The 17,284-nt window shown below is 73.6% G+C and carries 14 protein-coding genes and 2 pseudogenes; 4 read left to right on the forward strand and 12 right to left on the reverse strand.

Annotated elements, in window-relative coordinates; genetic code table 11:
• Positions 1-146 precede the first annotated feature (146 nt).
• Complete coding sequence (locus ABZ386_RS10945) at positions 147-755, forward strand: TetR/AcrR family transcriptional regulator (RefSeq protein WP_356501694.1); 609 nt, start codon at positions 147-149, stop codon at positions 753-755.
• 167 nt (positions 756-922) lie between these two features.
• On the opposite strand, the pseudogene ABZ386_RS10950 reads toward ABZ386_RS10945, so the two are convergent.
• Positions 923-1,771, reverse strand: a pseudogene (locus ABZ386_RS10950) (hypothetical protein); the annotation flags it as partial.
• A 630-nt stretch (positions 1,772-2,401) separates the two neighbouring features.
• Positions 2,402-2,521 (reverse strand): annotated as a pseudogene (locus tag ABZ386_RS10955) (DUF2510 domain-containing protein); the annotation flags it as partial.
• A gap of 540 nt (positions 2,522-3,061) precedes the next feature.
• Here ABZ386_RS10955 and ABZ386_RS10960 point away from each other — a divergent pair.
• Complete coding sequence (locus ABZ386_RS10960) at positions 3,062-5,743, forward strand: AAA family ATPase (RefSeq protein WP_351333937.1); 2,682 nt, start codon at positions 3,062-3,064, stop codon at positions 5,741-5,743.
• Between the two features lies 1 nt (position 5,744).
• On the opposite strand, the gene ABZ386_RS10965 is transcribed toward ABZ386_RS10960, so the two are convergent.
• The 8 genes from ABZ386_RS10965 to ABZ386_RS11000 all read right to left on the reverse strand — a co-directional run bounded on the left by ABZ386_RS10965 (position 5,745) and on the right by ABZ386_RS11000 (position 13,081).
• Positions 5,745-6,536 (reverse strand): SDR family NAD(P)-dependent oxidoreductase, encoded by a 792-nt coding sequence (locus ABZ386_RS10965; RefSeq protein ID WP_358964609.1) that lies wholly within the window; start codon positions 6,534-6,536, stop codon positions 5,745-5,747.
• A 64-nt stretch (positions 6,537-6,600) separates the two neighbouring features.
• Positions 6,601-7,722: a 3-oxoadipate enol-lactonase gene (gene pcaD, locus ABZ386_RS10970; RefSeq protein ID WP_358964611.1), complete on the reverse strand. Its 1,122-nt coding sequence runs from the start codon at positions 7,720-7,722 to the stop codon at positions 6,601-6,603.
• Positions 7,719-9,014 carry a 3-carboxy-cis,cis-muconate cycloisomerase gene (pcaB, locus tag ABZ386_RS10975; RefSeq protein WP_358964613.1) on the reverse strand — a complete coding sequence of 432 codons (1,296 nt, stop codon included), beginning with the start codon at positions 9,012-9,014 and terminating at the stop codon, positions 7,719-7,721. Before pcaB ends, pcaD begins: the two co-directional genes overlap by 4 nt.
• Complete coding sequence (gene pcaG, locus ABZ386_RS10980; protein WP_351333927.1) at positions 9,011-9,616, reverse strand: protocatechuate 3,4-dioxygenase subunit alpha; 606 nt, start codon at positions 9,614-9,616, stop codon at positions 9,011-9,013. Before pcaG ends, pcaB begins: the two co-directional genes overlap by 4 nt.
• Positions 9,617-9,622: 6 nt before the next feature.
• Positions 9,623-10,396: a protocatechuate 3,4-dioxygenase subunit beta gene (gene pcaH, locus ABZ386_RS10985; RefSeq protein ID WP_356523143.1), complete on the reverse strand. Its 774-nt coding sequence runs from the start codon at positions 10,394-10,396 to the stop codon at positions 9,623-9,625.
• 86 nt (positions 10,397-10,482) lie between these two features.
• A complete protein-coding gene (locus ABZ386_RS10990; RefSeq protein ID WP_358964614.1) occupies positions 10,483-11,685 on the reverse strand; it encodes a thiolase family protein in 1,203 nt (400 codons plus the stop codon).
• A complete protein-coding gene (locus ABZ386_RS10995; protein WP_114256510.1) occupies positions 11,682-12,326 on the reverse strand; it encodes a CoA transferase subunit B in 645 nt (214 codons plus the stop codon). The genes ABZ386_RS10990 and ABZ386_RS10995 overlap by 4 nt, the downstream gene beginning before the upstream one ends.
• Entirely contained in the window at positions 12,326-13,081 is a 756-nt protein-coding gene (locus tag ABZ386_RS11000) for a CoA transferase subunit A (RefSeq protein WP_351333916.1), read from the reverse strand. Before ABZ386_RS11000 ends, ABZ386_RS10995 begins: the two co-directional genes overlap by 1 nt.
• 219 nt (positions 13,082-13,300) lie before the next feature.
• On the opposite strand from ABZ386_RS11000, the gene ABZ386_RS11005 reads away from it, so the two are divergent.
• Positions 13,301-13,765 (forward strand): MarR family transcriptional regulator, encoded by a 465-nt coding sequence (locus tag ABZ386_RS11005; RefSeq protein WP_351333913.1) that lies wholly within the window; start codon positions 13,301-13,303, stop codon positions 13,763-13,765.
• A 41-nt stretch (positions 13,766-13,806) separates the two neighbouring features.
• Here ABZ386_RS11005 and ABZ386_RS11010 read toward each other — a convergent pair whose 3' ends face one another.
• Complete coding sequence (locus ABZ386_RS11010; protein ID WP_355718695.1) at positions 13,807-14,787, reverse strand: DUF3048 domain-containing protein; 981 nt, start codon at positions 14,785-14,787, stop codon at positions 13,807-13,809.
• A gap of 203 nt (positions 14,788-14,990) precedes the next feature.
• Between ABZ386_RS11010 and ABZ386_RS11015 the strand changes: the two genes are divergently transcribed.
• The gene (locus ABZ386_RS11015) at positions 14,991-16,181 is read left to right on the forward strand and encodes a zinc-dependent alcohol dehydrogenase (RefSeq protein WP_351333907.1); all 1,191 of its coding nucleotides are present in this window, start codon (positions 14,991-14,993) and stop codon (positions 16,179-16,181) included.
• Between the two features lie 7 nt (positions 16,182-16,188).
• On the opposite strand, the gene ABZ386_RS11020 is transcribed toward ABZ386_RS11015, so the two are convergent.
• Positions 16,189-17,253, reverse strand: a complete 1,065-nt coding sequence (locus ABZ386_RS11020; RefSeq protein WP_358964615.1) for an ATP-dependent DNA ligase — start codon at positions 17,251-17,253, stop codon at positions 16,189-16,191.
• Positions 17,254-17,284: the final 31 nt, after the last annotated feature.

Consider the following 17,284-nt stretch of genomic DNA (forward strand, 5'->3'; position numbering starts at 1 on the left):
GTGGTGCTGTTATCGGTACGAGTGCGTACCGATACGGCAGTGTACCGATACGGCGGCGTACCGGTACACTGGCGTATCGATAGACGTACGACACACCGCCGGCCGGGAATTTTCCGGCCGCCCGACGACAGCCAGGAGCACCGCCGATGACGTCGCAGGCTGCGGACCGGCCCGAGCAGGTCGGTTCCTCGCGCCGCTCCAAGATCACGCCGGAGCGTGAGCAGGAGTTCTTCGACGCCGTGCTGGAGCAGCTCCGCGAGTGCGGCTACGACTCCCTGACCATGGAGGGGATCGCCGCCAGTACCCGGTGCAGCAAGTCCACGCTCTACCGTCAGTGGAAGACCAAGCCCCAGTTCGTCGCGGCGGCGCTGCGCTCGCACCGGCGGACGCGCTGCGTCGACACCGGCTCGCTCGCCGACGACCTGCGCGCGGCGGCCCGGGCGATGGGCGACCTGTCGGGCCGGGACACCAAACTCCTCCAGGCGCTCGCCCACGCCGCCACGCAGGACCCGGAGTTGCAGCGCGCGCTGCGCGAGGCCGTGCTCGAGCCGGAGATCGCCGCGCTGCGGGAGATCATCCGGCGCGGGGTCGAACGGGGTGAGGTGCCGGCTGATCATCCGGCGCTGGAGTACATCCCGGCGCAGCTGCTCGGCGTGCTGCGCCTGCGGCCCTTGCTGGACGGCGAATCGGCCGACCCGGACTACCTGGTGCGTTTCGTGGAGGCCGCCGTCCTGCCCGCGCTGGGCCTGACCTGAGACCCGGGCCGCCGTCCGCCGGATGACCGGACGGCGACCCGATCGCGCCGACCCGTGGGGACGGGGGCGGCGCGCACCCGCCGGCCGGGTGGGGTTCCCCTGTGAGCGGCGGGGGCGCCCCACCCGGCCGACCGTGCCGGGGGAGCGCCCTCATCGGATCAGACGGATCAGACGTCCTGGCCGTTGCCACCGCCCGTCGACACCTTGATGCCCTTGGTGATCTCGTCCAGGACGGCTTCCTTCTGGTCGGCGTCGACACCGAAGCGCACGACGACCATCTGGCTCCCGTTCGCGGGGGAGGGGAACGCGAGCGACTCCACGATGCCGTCGGCGCCCTTGCGGGTGACGGCCTTCCAGCGGACCAGGTAGCCCTTCTGCCCTGCGACGGTCACCGCCTCGGAGGCCAGCACGTCGTGGGAGGTGATCCCGCCGTAGGACTTGCCGCCGTAGGACTCCTCGGCGTTCGCCGCGATGTCCGCCTTCGCTATCTCCTCGGCGGTGCCGCCCCTCGTGCCGAGGGCGAACGCCGGGGCGGAGTACGCGCCGCCCTTGGTGCAGGTCGAGGAGGTGTCGCCGGGGCACTTGTAGGAGTCGTCGGACGTCACCTGCGCGCCGACGTTGAGCTCCTGGCCGTACCAGCCCTTCGGGATCGGCAGGCTGATCCCGCTGACGGCGTCGGTCACGGACCCGCTCCTGACCTTCGGAGGCTCGGACTGCCGAGGCTGCCCGGGCTCCGGACTCCGACCCCCCGACCCCCCGGAGCCGCCGGAACCCCCGGACTCGCCGGACCCCCCGGATCCACCCGAGCCCCCGGTTCCGCCCGGCCCGCCGAAGGGCCCGCCCTGGCCGCCCGGGCCCTGGGAGGTGGCCGTACCGCCGCCCGAGCCGCCGTTGTCGGTCAGCGCGTACACGCCGACACCGATGCTGGCGAGCACGACGACAGCCACCCCCACGGCTATCCCCGTCCGCAACCCCCGCCCCTTGCCGGCCGGCGGCGCGGCGGGGTAGGAGGGATACCCGGCTCCCGGATACCCGGCTCCCGGATACCCGGCTCCTGGATACCCGGGCCCGGGCGGATACCCGGCGCCGGCCGCATTCCCGACGGCTGCCGGATACCCGGGGGCTGCCGGAGCCCCGACGCCTGCTGCTTGCCCGGCGGCTGCCGCGTGCCCGGGGTTCCCGGGATGCCCGGCGACTCCCGGCTGCCCGGCAGCGCCTGGATACCCGGGGGCTCGGGGGGTGTCCGGCCCGGTCGGCTGTCCGGCAGCGCCTGGATACCCGGAGGTTCCGGGGGTGCCCGGCCCGGTCGGCTGTCCCGTGGCGCCCGGTTCCTGGGCGACCTCCGGATGGCCGGCCCCGCCCGGATGCCCGGAGGCTGCCCCGGCGCCCGGCGGTTGTCCACCGTCCGGCAGCACCGCGCCGGTCGGCCGTCCCGTGGCGCCCGGTTCCCCGGCGACTCCCGGCTGCCCGGCAGCCTCCGATGCCGCCTCGGTGCCGGTCGGCTGTCCGTCTTCCCGCTGTGCGGAGCTGGTCGGCTGTCCCGCGGCGGCCGGCTGCCCCGCGGGCGTCGCGGTGTTCGGCGGCGTTGCGTCAGGGGCCGGGGCCGCGGGCGGAGCGCCCGTTGCCGGGGGACCCCAGGGCGCGGGCGGCTGTGCCGGGCGGATGCGGTCCGTCCAGGCCTTGCCGTCCCACCAGCGTTCCGTGGCGGGCCCGTCAGTTGTCTGTCCGGGGTCGGGGTACCACCCGGGAGGCGTCTCCTGCGTCATGCCCCCACCGTATGAGGCGTCGGTGAAAGAGGCATGAGAGGAGTCGGACTCGGTCGTTCCACAAGCAGCCGCGCGGCCCTGCGGCAGGCCGACGGCGCAAGCCGCAGCCGGTCCCCGGCAGTCGGCCGAAAAGTGCCGCCTCGACGGGGCGGAAGGAGAACCCGGGCGTGAACGGCGCGCACGCCCTCACCCGTCCCTCGGTCTCACCGCCGCCCTCCGGCGTGAGGAACCGCGCCGCGGTGATCGTCGTGAAGCGGTCGGGGACGCCGTACTCGTCCCACTCGAGGAGACGGCCCACCGACGTGGCGAGCAGCGCCCCGTCGGCCCGTACCCCTCCGGATCCGGTGAGGGACCGTCACCTCCCGTGCAATTGCACGCCGTTGACCCGCAGACCGGCTGGTGACGGCCCGGATGCGTCGCCCCGCCGCACCCCGTGTCACCCGTCACGGCAACAGGTGCCCCGAGCATCCTCCACTCGGGCAATCGGACGGCTACGCTCGACGTCTGTACGTCGTTCGGGCGACTTGGGGAGGTAGCGGGATGACGGAGGTACGGCCCACGGCCGCCGCCTCGGCTTCCCTGTGGGAGCGCGACGAGGAGGTCGCCGCCGTCACGCGGGCGGTCGACAGCCTGTGCGCGGACCGCTCCTCGTCCGGCGGACTGCTGGTCTTCCGCGGCGAGGCCGGACTCGGCAAGACCGCGCTGCTGGCCGAAACCCGCCGCATCGCCGAGGCACGCGGCTGCACGGTCTGGTCGGCCCGCGGCGGCGAGACCCTCAGGTCCGTCCCCTTCAACGTGGTACGGCAGTTACTGCAACCGGCACTGCTGTCGATGCTGCCGGAGGAGGCCCGCGAGTACCTCGGCGACTGGTACGACATCGCCGGCCCCGCCCTCGGCATAGCGGACCCCGGCGACCGGCAGGCCGACCCGCAGGGCGTGTGCGACGGCCTGGTCGCCGCCGTGCGCCGGCTCGCCCGCCGGGACTGGCCGCTGGTGCTGCTGATCGACGACGCCCACTGGGCCGACCAGGAGACGCTGCACTGGCTCGCCTCCTTCGCCGAGCGCATCGACGAGATGCCCGTCCTGGTCGTCGTCACCCGCCGCCCGGGCGAGGTCTCCGGCACGAGCGCCCGCCACCTCGACCGGGTCGCCGCCGCGGCCGGCCCCGTCACGACCCTCAGCGCCCTCACCCCGGACGCCACGGCCGGACTCACCCGCGCCACCCTGGGCCAGCACGCCGACGCCGCGTTCTGCCGCGAGGTCTGGGCCGTCACCGCCGGCAACCCCTACGACACCGTCGAACTCCTCGCCAAGGTGCAGGACAGCGAACTAGAACCGGTCGAGGCCCGGGCCGGGGAGCTGCGCGAGCTGAACCGCTCGGCCCGCGGCGGCGGCCTCGTCGCCCGCCTGGAGGAACTCGGCATCGACGCCACGCGGTTCGCGTGGGCCGCCGCCATCCTCGGCACCGGCATCTCCATCGACCTCGTCGCCAAGCTCGCCACCCTCAAGCCCGAGGAAGCCCGCCGCTGCGCCGAACTCCTGCGCGCCGCCCGCATCCTCACCGCCCCGGACCCCGCGACCGGCCGCACCGCCGACGGCGACCTGGAGTTCGTCCACCCGCTCATCGCCACCGCCGTCTACAACTCCATCCCGGACGCCCTGCGCACCGCCATGCACGGCATCGCCGCCCGCATCGTCACCGACGAGGGACACGGCGCCGCGGCCGCCGCCCGGCACCTCCTGGAGGTCCACCCGGACGACGACGAGGAACTCGTCGGGCAGCTGCGCGAGGCCGCCCGCGAGCACCTCGCCGTCGGCGCCCCCGATGCCGCGCGCCGCTGCCTGGAGCGCGCCCTGAAGGAACCGCCCCGGCCCGAGATCCACCCGCACGTGCTGTACGAACTGGCCGAGGCCACCTTCCTCACCGCCCCCGCCCGCACCATCAGCCAACTGCGGACCGCGCTCTCCATGCCCGGCCTCGACGGCGAGAAACGGGTGGACGCCGTCTTCCGCCTCTCCCAGGCGCTGCTCCACAACGACCAGCTGGAGGAGGCCGTCCGCACGGTCGAGGCGGAGGCCGCCCGGCTCGCACCCGGCCCCGCCCGGATGCGGCTCCAGGCCGTGCACTTCATGTGGGAGGGCATCCACGCCGGCGAGGCCACCTCACCCGACCGCTCCCGGCGCCTCGCCGACCTCGCGAGCACCTGCACCGGCCGGGACAACTCCGAACGCGCCCTGCTCATCCTGCGCGGCTTCGACGCCCTGATGCACGGCGAGAACGCCGAGGTGGTCGCCGAACTGTGCGACCGCGCCCTGGTCAACGGCCGCCTGGCCCCCGGCCTCGGCTGGACCGACACCGAGTGGGGCATCGAACTGCTGCTGATGCTCGCCAACGCGTACGCCTTCACCGACCGCCTCGACCGCGCCGAGACCCTCTACAACGAAGCCCTGCGCGCCTACGAGACGGCCGGCTGGAGCGGCGGCCACCTCGCCCTGGCCCACGCCTACGTCGGGCTCGGGCACCGCAGGCGGGGCCGGCTGACGGAGGCGGAGGCGTCCCTGCGGGAGTCGCTGCGCCTCGCCGAGCGCGTCGGCCGCGGTCTGCCCCTGTACTGGTCCGCGACCTGCAACCTCGTCGACACGCTCCTGGCCCGGGGCCACGTCCAGGAGGCCTGGGACGTCGCCGAGCACTACGGCTTCGCCCCGCCCTACCCGTCCACCATCGTGCTGCCGGACCCGCGTTCGGTGCGCGGCCGGCTGCTGCTGGCCGTGGGCCGCACCAAGGACGGCGTCAACGAACTGGAGGCCGCCGAGAAGGCGGCGGCAGCGCGCGGCCACCACAACCCGGTGCTCGTCCCCTGGGCGGCCGACCTCGCACGCGCCCTCGCCACCGAGGACCCGGCCCGCGCCGCCCGGCTCGCCGTCGACGTCCGCCGCCAGGCCGAGCGCTTCGGCACGGACACCGCCATAGGAGAGGCCCTGCGCTGCGCCGCCGCCCTGGAGACCGGCCAGCGCGCGGTACGGCTCGCCGGCCAGGCCGTCACCTACCTGGAGGCCTCGCCCTGCCAGTACGAGCACGCGGCGGCCCGCGTCGAGTACGGCATCGCCGCCCGCTCGGTGACCGACCTCCGGCGCGGCCTGGACCTGGCGCTCTCCTGCGGCGCGGACGGACTGGCGGCCCGGGCCCGCGCGGAACTGGAGACAGGCGCCGGACGGGGCTAGCTCAGACGCCGAGCAACTGCGCGGTCACCGCGGCGAGTCGCTCGCGAACCCGGGGATCGTACGCCGCCTCATGGGCCCGTGCCGGACGCGTCCCGTCGAAGTACCGGCCGGTGCCCGTCTCCCGCGTGGCCAGGGCCAGCACACCCGCCGCCCCGTCGGCGACCGTGTTCCACGGCGTGACATCCGCCTCGCGGACCATCGCCGTGTCCATGTAGGTCGCCGGGTGCAGCACGTTCACCGAGACACCGGTGCCGTCCAGCTCCTCGGCGAGGGCGAAGGTGTGCGCGGCGAGCGCGAACTTGCTGCGGCAGTACGCCGAGACACCGTCGTAGCCGCGGCTGAACTCGGGGTCCTCGAAGACGAGGGGTTCCTGACCGGCCGAGCCGACGTTGACGATCCGGGCCGGCGCGTTCGCCCGCAGCACCGGCAGCAGGGCCCGGGTCAGCACGACCGGCGCGAGGTAGTTGACCGCGAGCCGCAGCTCGTGCCCGTCGGCGCTCAGCTCACGGCCCGCCCCGGGCGTCCCGAAGCCCAGGCCCGCGTTGTTGACCAGCACGTCCAGCTCGGGATGCGCGTCGGCGACATGCCCGGCCAGCTCGCGCACCCGCGCCAGCGAGGCCAGGTCGGCGACGAACGCCTCGGCGTCCCCCTCGGTCCGCAGCTCCTCGGCCAGCCGCTCGGTGCGGTCCGCGTCCCGGCCGTGGACGAGGACGACATGCCCCGAGCGGACCAGTTCGAAGGCGACGTACCGGCCGAGACCCGAGGTGGCGCCGGTGATCAGGATGGTGGACATGCCCCCACCGTAGGCACGCCGGGCGGGTCCGGGCGAGCTGCTGCCGAGCGTACGACCGGCAGGGTCACCCTCCCGCGCCGTCCTCCTCCGCCAGCACCCGCTGGGCCGTCGCGAACGCCGAGTTCGCCGCCGGCACCCCGCAGTACACCGCCGTCTGCAGCAGCACCGCGCCGATCTCCTCCGGGGTGAGGCCGTTGCGGCGGGCCGCCCGGACGTGCATGGCCAGTTCGTCGTAGTGGCCGTGCGCGACCAGCGCGGTGAGGGTGATCATGCTGCGCTCGCGGCGCGACAGCGTCGGGTCGGTCCAGATCTCGCCCCAGGCGTAACGCGAGATGAAGTCCTGGAAGCGGGCCGTGAAGGGCGTCTGCCGGGCCTGGGCCCGGTCGACGTGCGCGTCGCCGAGGACCTCGCGCCGCACCTCCATCCCGCGTCCGGCCGGCTCGCCCAGGTGGGCGCGGAGCGCGGTCAGCACCGCCTCCGGGCACTGCGCGGGCGCCAGGTGCGAGGCGCCGGGGATCTCGACGAGCGCCGTGCCCGGCACCGCGTCGGCGATCTCCCGCAGGTGCGCGGGCGGTGTCGCGGGATCGTCGCGGCCGGCGACCAGCAGCGTCGGCACGGCGATCGAGCCCAGCCGGTCCCGCAGATCGAACGCGGCGAGCGCGTCGCAGCAGGCGGCGTACGCCTCCGGGTCGGCCCGGCGGTGGTCCTCCACCAGCCGCGGCACGGTGAACCCGGCGGTGAACCAGCGGGAGTCCGCGCTCTGCGCCAGCCCGGCCAGCCCTTCCCGCCGTACCAGCGCGGCCCGCTCCTCCCACGGCCCGGCTCCGTTGAAGTGGGCCGACGAGCAGATCACGGCCAGCGACGACAGCCGCTGAGGGTGGTGCACCGCGAGATGCAGCCCCACGGCCCCGCCCAGTGACACGCCCGCGTACGCGAACCGCTCGATCCCGAGCGAGTCGGCCAGCGCGAGCACCAGCCCGGCGAGGTCACCGACCGTGGCACCCGCCTTGATGAGGTCAGCCGCCGAACCGCCGTGCCCCGGCAGGTCCCAGCGCACCACCCGGTGCGTGATCGACAGCTCGGGCGCCACCTTGTCCCACAGGGCGTACGACGTGCCGAGGGAGGGGCCTAGCAGCAGGGGCGGCGTGGCGGCGGGTCCTTCGGCACGGTGGTTCAGCAGGGTCAACGTCGCTCCAGGGCACGGTCGGTGAGGGCCCCCGCGGAGCCCGTGTAGTGGGTCGGGTCGAGGTCGGTGTCCGCCAGCTCGGGCGCCTCGGCGAGCGGGCGCCCCTCGGCGGCCAGCCGGGTGAGCAGCTCCTTGGCCCCGGCCCGGCCCAGCACGGGGGCCAGCTCGGCGGACAGCCGCTCGGAGACGATCGACCCGCCGGTGAGATCGAGGTGTTCGCGCATGGCCTCGGGCCTGACCCGCAGTCCCTCGGCCAGTTCGGCGGCGTCCCGGGCGGCCCCGCCGGCCAGCCGCAGCAGGTCCCGCAGCGGTTCCCACTCCGCGTGCCAGGCCCCGGCCGGCCGCTCGTCCTCCGCCGCCAGCGACCCGTACAGCGTGGCCGCGAGCTGCGGCGCCCGCCGCGCGGCGGAGACGAGGAGCGTGGACCGTACGGGGTTGGACTTGTGCGGCATGGCGGACGAGCCCCCGCCGCTGCCCTCCGCGACCTCGGCGATCTCGGTGCGCGACAGGGTGAGGACGTCCACGGCGACCTTGCCCAGCGCGCCCGCCGTGAACGCCAGGCACCCGGCGAGATCCGCGACGGGCGTCCGCAGGGTGTGCCAGGGCAGGTCGGGTGCCCGCAGGCCGAGTTCGCGGGCGTACGCCACCGGCAGCGCGGTCGGATCGTCGGCGCCGTACGCCCCGAAGGCGGCCAACGTGCCCGCCGCGCCGCCGAGTTGGGCGGGCAGGGAGGCGCGTACGGCCTGGACCCGGTCCCGCGCGTCGAGGACCAGTGACCGCCATCCGGCCGCCTTCAGCCCGAACGTGGTCGGTACGGCGTGCTGGGTGATCGTCCGCCCCGGCATCGCGGTGTCGCGGTGCTCGGCGGCGAGGCGGGACAGGGCCTGTGCGGTGCGGTCGAGGTCGGCGAGGAGCAGGTCCAGCGTCCGCGCGGCGACCAGCATCGTCGCGGTGTCCATGATGTCCTGGCTGGTCGCACCCCGGTGCACGTAGGGGCCGTACGTGTCGCCGACGGCCTTCGTGAGGTCCGCGACCAGGGGGATGACGGGGTTGCCGCCCGCGCGGGCCCGCCCGGCCAGGGACTGTACGTCGAAGCCGCCGGAGCCGGCCGCCCCGGTGACCGCCGTGGCCGCCTCGGCCGGGGCGAGCCCCAGCGCCGCCTGGGCCCGGGTCAGGGCGGCCTCCGCGTCGAGCAGCGCCCGCAGATACGCCTCGTCGCTCGTGGCGGACGCGGCCGGCGAGCCGGTCCAGCCGGGGCCGAGCAGTCCGGTGTCGCCAGGGTCAGGTGTCACTGGAACTCCAGGAAGACCGTCTCGCCTTCGCCCTGAAGGCGGATGTCGAAACGGTACGTGCCGCTCGCCTCCTCCGTGGCGATCAGCGTGTCGCGGCGCCCGTCCTCCAGCCGGGACAGCAGCGGGTCGGCGGCGAGCACCCCAGCGTCGCCCGGCAGGTAGATCCGGGTGTACAGGTGCACGAGCAGCCCCCGGGCGAAGACGCACACGCTGAGGTAGGGAGCGTTCCGCCCGCGTGCTCCGGGTCGCAGGGTGCGCGCGTACCAGTGCCCGTTCGTGTCGGTCTGGATGCGGCCCCAGCCGGTGAACTCCACGCCGTTGCGCCCCAGGAAGCCGCCCGAGGCCGGGTCGCGCCGCATCGAGCCGTCGGCGGTCGGCAGGTTGCCTGCCGGGTCCGGGCCCCACAGCTCGATCAGGGCGTCGGGCAGCGGCTCGCCCTCGCCGTCGGTGACGTAGCCGTGCACGGTGATCGTGTCCGGGTGCCCGGCGGGCGCGATGTCCTCGCCGCCGCGGAACGGCAGGGCGTGGCCGTAGAACGGGCCGACGGTGTGCGAGGGGGTGGGCAGCACGCTCTCGGGGTGGTTGGTGTCGATCCTCGTCATGGCAGGTCAGCGCCCCTCTTCCATCCAGGTGCCCTGCGGGCCGTCCAGCACGATGTCCCAGTGGTAGCCCATGGAGAACTCCGGCACCGACAGGCTGTGGTCGTACGTCGCGACCAGGCGCTGCCGGGCCGCGTCGTCGGTCACCGACTGGATGATCGGGTCGTAGGGGAACAGCGGGTCGCTCGGGAAGTACATCTGCGTGACCAGACGCTGGGTGAACGCCGTGCCGAAGAGCGAGAAGTGGATGTGCGCCGGCCGCCAGGCGTTGAGGTGCTGGCGCCACGGGTACGGACCCGGCTGGATGGTGGTGAAGTGGTAGCGGCCCTCGTCGTCGGTCAGGGTGCGGCCCACACCCGTGAAGTTCGGGTCCAGCGGGGCGTCGTGCTGCTCGCGCTGGTGGGCGTAGCGGCCCGCCGAGTTGGCCTGCCAGATCTCCACGAGCTGGCCGCGCACCGGGCGGCCGTCGCGGTCCAGCAGCCGCCCGGAGACGGTGATGCGCTCGCCGATCGGCTCGCCGGGGTGCTGCCGGGTGAGGTCGTTGTCGATCTCGGTGATGTCCCGCTCCCCGAAGGCCGGGGAGGACAGCTCCACCAGCTCCGGGTCCTTGCTGACGTCGATGGTGACCGGTGGCTGCTTCGGGTGGCGGAGCACCGAGGAGCGGTACGGCGCGTAGTCGCGGCGCGGGTGGTGCTCGACGGGCCCGCCGCCGGCGAGCCGCTTCTCGTACGCGGCGTGCTCGGCCGCGATCTCCTGATCGATGTCGTGCTGTGTGAGAGTCATGGGGGTCCTAGAGGTTCTTAAGGGTCTCGCCCAAAAGGGGCGCGGGGAACTGCGCGACCAGCCACATCCGGCCCGCAGCCGAACGTCTACCGTTCCAGAACGAGCGCAAGGCCCTGTCCGACCCCGATGCAGAGAGTGGCAACACCGACACCGCCGCCACGCCGGGCCAGCTGATGGGCAACCGTGCCGGCGAGCCGCGCCCCGGACGCGCCGAGCGGATGCCCGAGCGCGATCGCACCACCTTGCGGATTGAGAATCGCCGGATCGAACTCGGGCCACTCGGCCACACACCCCAGCACCTGCGCCGCGAACGCCTCGTTCAGCTCCAGCACGGACAGGTCGCCGAACCCCTTGCCCGCCTTCGCCAGGGCCCGGTTCACGGCCTCGACGGGAGCCAGCCCGAAGTAGTGCGGGTCGGTCGCCGAGACGCCCGTCGCCCGGACGCGGGCGAGCGGCTCGCGCCCCGTGGCCCGCAGCCCCTCCTCGTCGACGAGCAGCAGCGCCGCCGCGCCGTCGTTGAGCGGCGAGGCGTTGCCCGCCGTCACCGTCCCGCCCTCCTGACGGAAGGACGGCTTGAGCCTGGCCATCGCCGCCAGGGAGGCGTCCGGGCGGACGCTTTCGTCGGCGGCGAGGACGACCGGGTCGCCCTTGCGCCGCGGAATCGTCACGGGCGCCAACTCGCCCTCGAACCACCCCTGTCGCTGTGCCGCCGCGGCCTTCTCATGGCTGCGCAGCGCGAACTCGTCCTGCTGCTCCCGGCTGATCTTGTGCTTGTCGGCGATGAGTTCCGCGCTCTCGCCCAGCGGGATCGTCCACTGCGGTTCCATGCGCGGGTTGACCATGCGCCAGCCGAGGGTCGTGGAGTACAGCTCGGTGTGCCCGGCCGGGAAGGGCTTGTCGCTCTTCGGCAGGACGTACGGCGCCCGCGTCATCGACTCGACCCCGCCCGCCAGGGCGATCGAGGCGTCGCCGAGCGCGATGGCCCGGGCCGCCTGGATCACGGCCTCCAGGCCGGACGCGCACAGCCGGTTGACGGTCACGCCCGGCACGGACGTGGGCAGCCCCGCGAGCAGGGCGGCCATGCGGCCGACGTTGCGGTTCTCCTCGCCGGCGCCGTTGGCGTTGCCGAAGTACACGTCCTCGATCCGCGCCGGGTCCAGCTCCGGCGTCCGGGCGAGGAGTTCGCGGATGGCGTGCGCGGCCAGGTCGTCCGGACGCACCCCGGCCAGTGCGCCGTTGTAGCGGCCGATCGGCGTGCGGACCGCGTCGACGATGTAGACGTCCTTCACTTCACGCCCTCCGGCACGGTCAGCGGGGCGTCGGTCCTCGCCACGATCTCGTCGGCGGTCACGCCCGGCGCGGTCTCCACCAGCACGAGCCCGTCACCGGTGACGTCGAGGACGCCCAGGTCGGTGATGATCCGGTTCACGCAGCCCTTGCCGGTCAGCGGCAGGGCGCACTCGGTGAGGATCTTCGGCGAGCCGTCCTTGGCGGTGTGGGTCATGACGACCACGACCGTACGGGCGCCGTGCACCAGGTCCATGGCCCCGCCGATGCCGGTGATCAGCTTGCCGGGCACGGCCCAGTTGGCGAGGTCGCCCTTCTCCGACACCTGCATGGCACCCAGCACGGCGACGTCGATGTGCCCGCCCCGGATCATCGAGAAGGACAGGGCCGAGTCGAAGAAGGACGCGCCCGGCAGGACCGTCACGGTCTCCTTCCCGGCGTTGATCAGGTCCGGGTCGACGGTGTCCTCGGTGGGGTAGGGGCCGGTGCCGAGGATGCCGTTCTCGGATTCGAGGACGACCTCGACGCCCTCGGGGAGGTAGTTCGGGATGAGCGTGGGCAGGCCGATGCCGAGGTTGACGTACTGCCCGTCCCTCAGCTCCCGCGCCGCCCGCGCGGCCATCTCCTCGCGCGTCCAGGCCATCAGGACCTCACCGTCCGCTGCTCGATCTGCTTGTCCGCCGCCTGCTCCGGGGTCAGCGCGAGCACCCGCTGCACGAAGATGCCCGGCAGGTGCACGGCGTCCGGGTCGATCTCGCCGGGCTCCACCAGCTCCTCGACCTCGGCGATCGCGACCCGCCCGGCCATCGCGGCCAGCGGGTTGAAGTTGCGGGCGGACTTGTTGAACACCAGGTTCCCGTGCCGGTCGCCCTTCGCTGCCCGGACCAGGGCGAAGTCGGTACGGATGCCCCGCTCCAGCACGTACTGGGTGCCGTCGAACTCCCGGACCTCCTTCGGCGGCGAGGCCAGCGCGACCCCGCCCTCACCGTCGTAGCGCCACGGCAGGCCGCCGTCGGCGACCTGGGTGCCCACCCCGGCCGGGGTGTAGAAGGCGGGGATCCCGGCGCCGCCGGCCCGCAGCCGCTCGGCGAGCGTGCCCTGCGGGATCAGCTCGACCTCCAGCTCACCGGCCAGGTACTGCCGGGCGAACTCCTTGTTGGCGCCGATGTAGGAGCCCGTGACCCGGGCGATCCGGCCGGCGGCGAGGAGGACCGCGAGGCCGGATTCCATCGCCCCGCAGTTGTTGGACACCACCGACAGCCCGGCGACCCCGCGCTCGTGGAGCGCCTGGATCAGTACGTTCGGCACACCGCTCAGCCCGAAACCGCCCACCGCGAGCGACGCGCCGTCCGGCACGTCGGCCACCGCCTCCAGGGCTGTGGCGACCACCTTGTCCATCCGAGAAGCCCCATCTCTTCCGAGCGACCCGACCGAATTAATCAGGGCACTGATTATTTCCGCGAAGCTTCCCTCACGCTGCCACCCGGGCAGCCGGGCGTCAAGACCTTGCATTCTTCGGCACTCACCGTCATCGCGGACGGCAGACAGTCCTGTCCTGGCAGGGTATCGTTCAGTGCACCAACGAATACGAGCGGCGAATACGAGCGAGGGGTGCACATGGCGGCGGCGGACCTCACCACCCACCCCGGGCACCTGGCCCGGCGACTCCAGCAGGCGCACTACCTGCTGTGGAACACGATGGTCTCCGAGGAGATCACCTCGCCGCAGTTCGCGGTCCTCAACACCCTCGTCGCCGAGCCGGGACTGGACCAGCGCACGGTGGGGGAGCGGGTGGGGCTCGACCGGTCCACGATCGCCGAGGTGATCAGCCGGCTCGGCCGGCGCGGACTGCTCGACAAGGTGCGCGACCCGCAGGACGGCCGCCGCTTCCTGCTGCGCCTCACGGACGAGGGTGTGCGCACGCACCGCAAGCTGACCGTGCGCACCGCCCGGATGAACCAGGTCTTCCTCGCCCCGCTCACCGCCGAGGAGCGGACGGTGTTCTTCGACCTCATCCGGCGGGTGGCGGACGCGGCCGAGGGACTCCGCAACCCCGAGGAGCCCCTGGTGGCGCCCGGCTGACCTACGCGGCGGGCGGGGCCCGTGCGGTCCGCGGGGGAGGGTCAGGACGCCTTGGCGTACACCACCCACACCTGGCCCTTCGCGAAGTTCACCGGCGTGCCGTCGCCGGTGGTGAACGCCGTGCCGTCGGCGGCCTCCGAGCGCTTCCACTGCACGTCGTAGGCCCGCCCGTCGCGCAGCACCTTCGCCTTCCCCGAGCCGACCGTCTCGGTGTACGGCGTGTTGTTGCCGAGGAAGTCGCGGAAGGCGGACTCGCGAACCGTGACGTACTGCACGACGACGGTCGCGGCCGCCATCCGCTTGCCGTCGGCGGTCGTGGCGGGCGCGCCGTCCATGCCGACCAGCCACCGGTCGCGGGCGTCCGACCAGGTGAAGGTGAAGCGGGCCGCCGGGTAGCGCACCGTCTGCGAGGCCGTCGCCGTGCCGCCCGCAGGGGCGGAGCCGTAGCGGAAACCGGTGGTCAGGGCGGCCTGGCCGGGGGTCTCGGGCACGAGCCGCTCGGGCCGCAGGAAGAGGTTGTACGGGGCGGGCCGGCCGGAGCCGCGGAAGAAGGCGTCGGGGGCGCTGCCCGGGGTCTCCGCCCGCAGCGGCGCCCGGTCGATCAGCGGCAGGAGCTTCCTCTGCGCACCGGAGAAGGCGAGCGTGGGCCGGTCGAACTGGCGCAGCAGCTCCAGGTCCGACTCGCGTGCGCTGCGCACCGGGCCGACGGTCTTCGGCACCTGGGTCGCGTACACCGCCATCAGCCGGCTCAGCCCGCCCTCGACCTGCTCCACGTACACCACGTCCGCGGCGTCGACGCCCGTGTGGGGCCGGGCCGCGCGAGCGTTGTCGATCTTCACGGCGAGGACGGAGCGGCCGGTCGCCGAGGGGGAGGTCTCCTGCCGCGACTCCCGGGCCGATCCCCGTCCGTCGTCGGTGGTGCCGCCCCCGTTCGTGCAGCCCGCCGCCAGGGTGGCCGTCACCGTGGCGGCCAGCAGTGCCGCTGTCGTCGCGGCGCGCCGTCCGCGCGCCCCTCGTCCCATGCCCACCGTCGCCACCGCGCCCTTGTCATCGATGTGTCTTGATTGTGCGCTTATCTGACCATTGATGGCCATACCCGATCGCTCTTGGCGTGGTGGTGTCCGTGCGGTGTCCGCCGATCGGCCCAAGGTTCAGCGCGGGACGCCCGGGTACCCGGGCCTCGCCGACCGACCGACGCGCACGCCGACGGAGGGAGCGCGAAGCGATGAGGGCAGTGACCTGGCAGGGCAAACGGGATGTGCGCGTGGAGGACGTGCCCGATCCGCAGCTCCAGGAACCGACGGACGCGATCATCCGCATCACCTCCAGCGGGCTGTGCGGCTCCGACCTGCACCTGTACGAGGTGCTCACGCCGTTCATGACCCCGGGCGACATCCTGGGCCATGAACCCATGGGCATCGTCGAGGAGGTCGGCGCCGGCGTCCCGGACCTCCAGGCGGGGGACCGGGTGGTGGTGCCGTTCCAGATCGCCTGCGGCAACTGCTGGATGTGCCTGACCGGCCTCCCCACGCAGTGCGAGACCACGCAGGTCCACGGCGAGGGCATGGGCGCCGCCCTGTTCGGCTACACCCGCCTGTACGGCTCGGTGCCCGGCGCCCAGGCCGAGTACCTGCGCGTCCCGCAGGCCCAGTACGGCCCGATCAAGGTCCCCGAGGGGCCGCCCGACGACCGCTTCGTCTACCTCTCCGACGTACTGCCCACCGCCTGGCAGGCGGTCGCCTACGCCGACATCCCGCAGGGCGGCAGTATCGCCGTGCTCGGCCTCGGACCCATCGGCGACATGGCCTGCCGCATCGCCCAGGTGCGCGGCGCCGGACGGGTGTTCGGCGTTGACCTGGTCCCCGAGCGGCTGAGCCGGGCCCGCGCCCGGGGAGTGGAGACGTACGACCTCAGGTCCTTCGACGACGAGAAGGAACTCGTCGCCGCGATCCGCGACGAGACCGACGGCCGCGGCCCCGACGCCGTGATCGACGCCGTCGGCACCGAGGCCCACGGCAGCGCGGCCGCCAAGCTCGCCCAGCAGGCCACGGCGATCATGCCCCGCAAGCTGAGCGGCCCGTTCGCCGAACGCTTCAGCGTCGACCGCCTCGCCGCCCTCTACACCGCCATCGACCTGGTGCGCCGCGGCGGCACCATCTCGCTCTCCGGTGTCTACGGCGGCATGGCCGACCCGATGCCGATGCTCACCCTGTTCGACAAGCAGATCCAGATGCGCATGGGCCAGGCCAACGTCCGCCGCTGGAGCGACGACATCATCCCGTACCTGACCGACGAGGACCCGTTCGGCGTGGACGACTTCGCCACCCACCGGGTGCCGCTCTCCGAGGCGCCGCACGCGTACGAGATGTTCCAGCGCAAGCAGGACGGCGCGGTCAAGGTGCTGATGCAGCCCTGATCCCCGCTCAGGCCCCGAGGATCTCCGCCAGGTCGTAGCGGACCGGCTCCTGGAGCTGCGCGTACGTGCAGCTCTCGGGGGTCCGGTCCGGGCGCCAGCGGCGGAAGCGGGCGGTGTGCCGGAAGCGCTGCCCGTTCTCCATGTGGTCGTACGCCACCTCGGCCACCCGCTCCGGCCGGAGCGGCACCCACGACAGGTCCTTCCGGCCCGACCAGCGGCTCGGCGCCCCCGGCAGCCGGGCCGTCTCGTGCGCGGTCTCCTCGGACCAGGCCGCCCACGGATGTCCCGCCACGTCGTCCATGCGCAGCGGCTCCAGCTCCGTCACCAGCTCGGCCCGCCGCTTCATCGTGAACGCGGCGGAGACGCCCACGTGCTGCAGCGTGCCCCGCGCGTCGTACAGCCCGAGCAGCAGCGAGCCCACCACCGGGCCGCTCTTGTGCAGCCGGTACCCGGCGACGACGACGTCCGCCGTCCGCTCGTGCTTGATCTTGAACATGGCCCGCTCGTCCGGGCGGTAGCGCACGGTCAGCGGCTTGGCGACGACCCCGTCCAGACCCGCGCCCTCGTACTCCTCGAACCACTGCCGCGCCACCTCGATGTCCGTGGTCGCCGGCGCCAGGTGCACCGGCGCCCGCACCCCGGACAGCTCCCCGGACAGCCGCTCCCGCCGGTCGGTCAGCGGTGCGTCCATCAGCGACTCGTCCCCGAGCGCCAGCAGGTCGAAGACGACCAGCGAGGCCGGTGTCCGCTCGGCCAGCATCCGCACCCGCGAGTCCGCCGGGTGGATCCGCTCCGTCAGCGCGTCGAAGTCCAGCCGCCCCTCCCGCGCGATCACGATCTCCCCGTCCACCACGCACCGCTCGGGCAACCGCTCCCGCACGGCCGTCACCAGCTCCGGAAAGTACCTGGTCAACGGCTTCCCGGTACGACTGCCCAGCTCGACCTCGTCCCCGTCCCGGAACACGATCGCCCGGAAACCGTCCCACTTCGCCTCGTACTGCATGCCCGCCGGGATCGCCGCCACGGACTTGGCGAGCATCGGCAGCACGGGGGGCATCACGGGCAGTTCCATGGTCCGATTCTGCGCCCGTACGACACACATC

The organism is Streptomyces sp. NPDC006140, assembly GCF_040628815.1.
Lineage (GTDB): Bacteria > Actinomycetota > Actinomycetes > Streptomycetales > Streptomycetaceae > Streptomyces.

Coding starts and splice junctions, on each gene's coding strand:
- ABZ386_RS10945 (WP_356501694.1), top strand. CDS start 147: ATGACGTCGCAGGCTGCGGACCGGCCCGAGCAGGTCGGTTCCTCGCGC.
- ABZ386_RS10960 (WP_351333937.1), top strand. CDS start 3,062: ATGACGGAGGTACGGCCCACGGCCGCCGCCTCGGCTTCCCTGTGGGAG.
- ABZ386_RS10965 (WP_358964609.1), bottom strand. CDS start 6,536: ATGTCCACCATCCTGATCACCGGCGCCACCTCGGGTCTCGGCCGGTAC.
- pcaG (WP_351333927.1), bottom strand. CDS start 9,616: ATGACGAGGATCGACACCAACCACCCCGAGAGCGTGCTGCCCACCCCC.
- pcaH (WP_356523143.1), bottom strand. CDS start 10,396: ATGACTCTCACACAGCACGACATCGATCAGGAGATCGCGGCCGAGCAC.
- ABZ386_RS10995 (WP_114256510.1), bottom strand. CDS start 12,326: ATGGCCTGGACGCGCGAGGAGATGGCCGCGCGGGCGGCGCGGGAGCTG.
- ABZ386_RS11000 (WP_351333916.1), bottom strand. CDS start 13,081: ATGGACAAGGTGGTCGCCACAGCCCTGGAGGCGGTGGCCGACGTGCCG.
- ABZ386_RS11005 (WP_351333913.1), top strand. CDS start 13,301: ATGGCGGCGGCGGACCTCACCACCCACCCCGGGCACCTGGCCCGGCGA.
- ABZ386_RS11010 (WP_355718695.1), bottom strand. CDS start 14,787: ATGGGACGAGGGGCGCGCGGACGGCGCGCCGCGACGACAGCGGCACTG.
- ABZ386_RS11015 (WP_351333907.1), top strand. CDS start 14,991: ATGAGGGCAGTGACCTGGCAGGGCAAACGGGATGTGCGCGTGGAGGAC.
- ABZ386_RS11020 (WP_358964615.1), bottom strand. CDS start 17,253: ATGGAACTGCCCGTGATGCCCCCCGTGCTGCCGATGCTCGCCAAGTCC.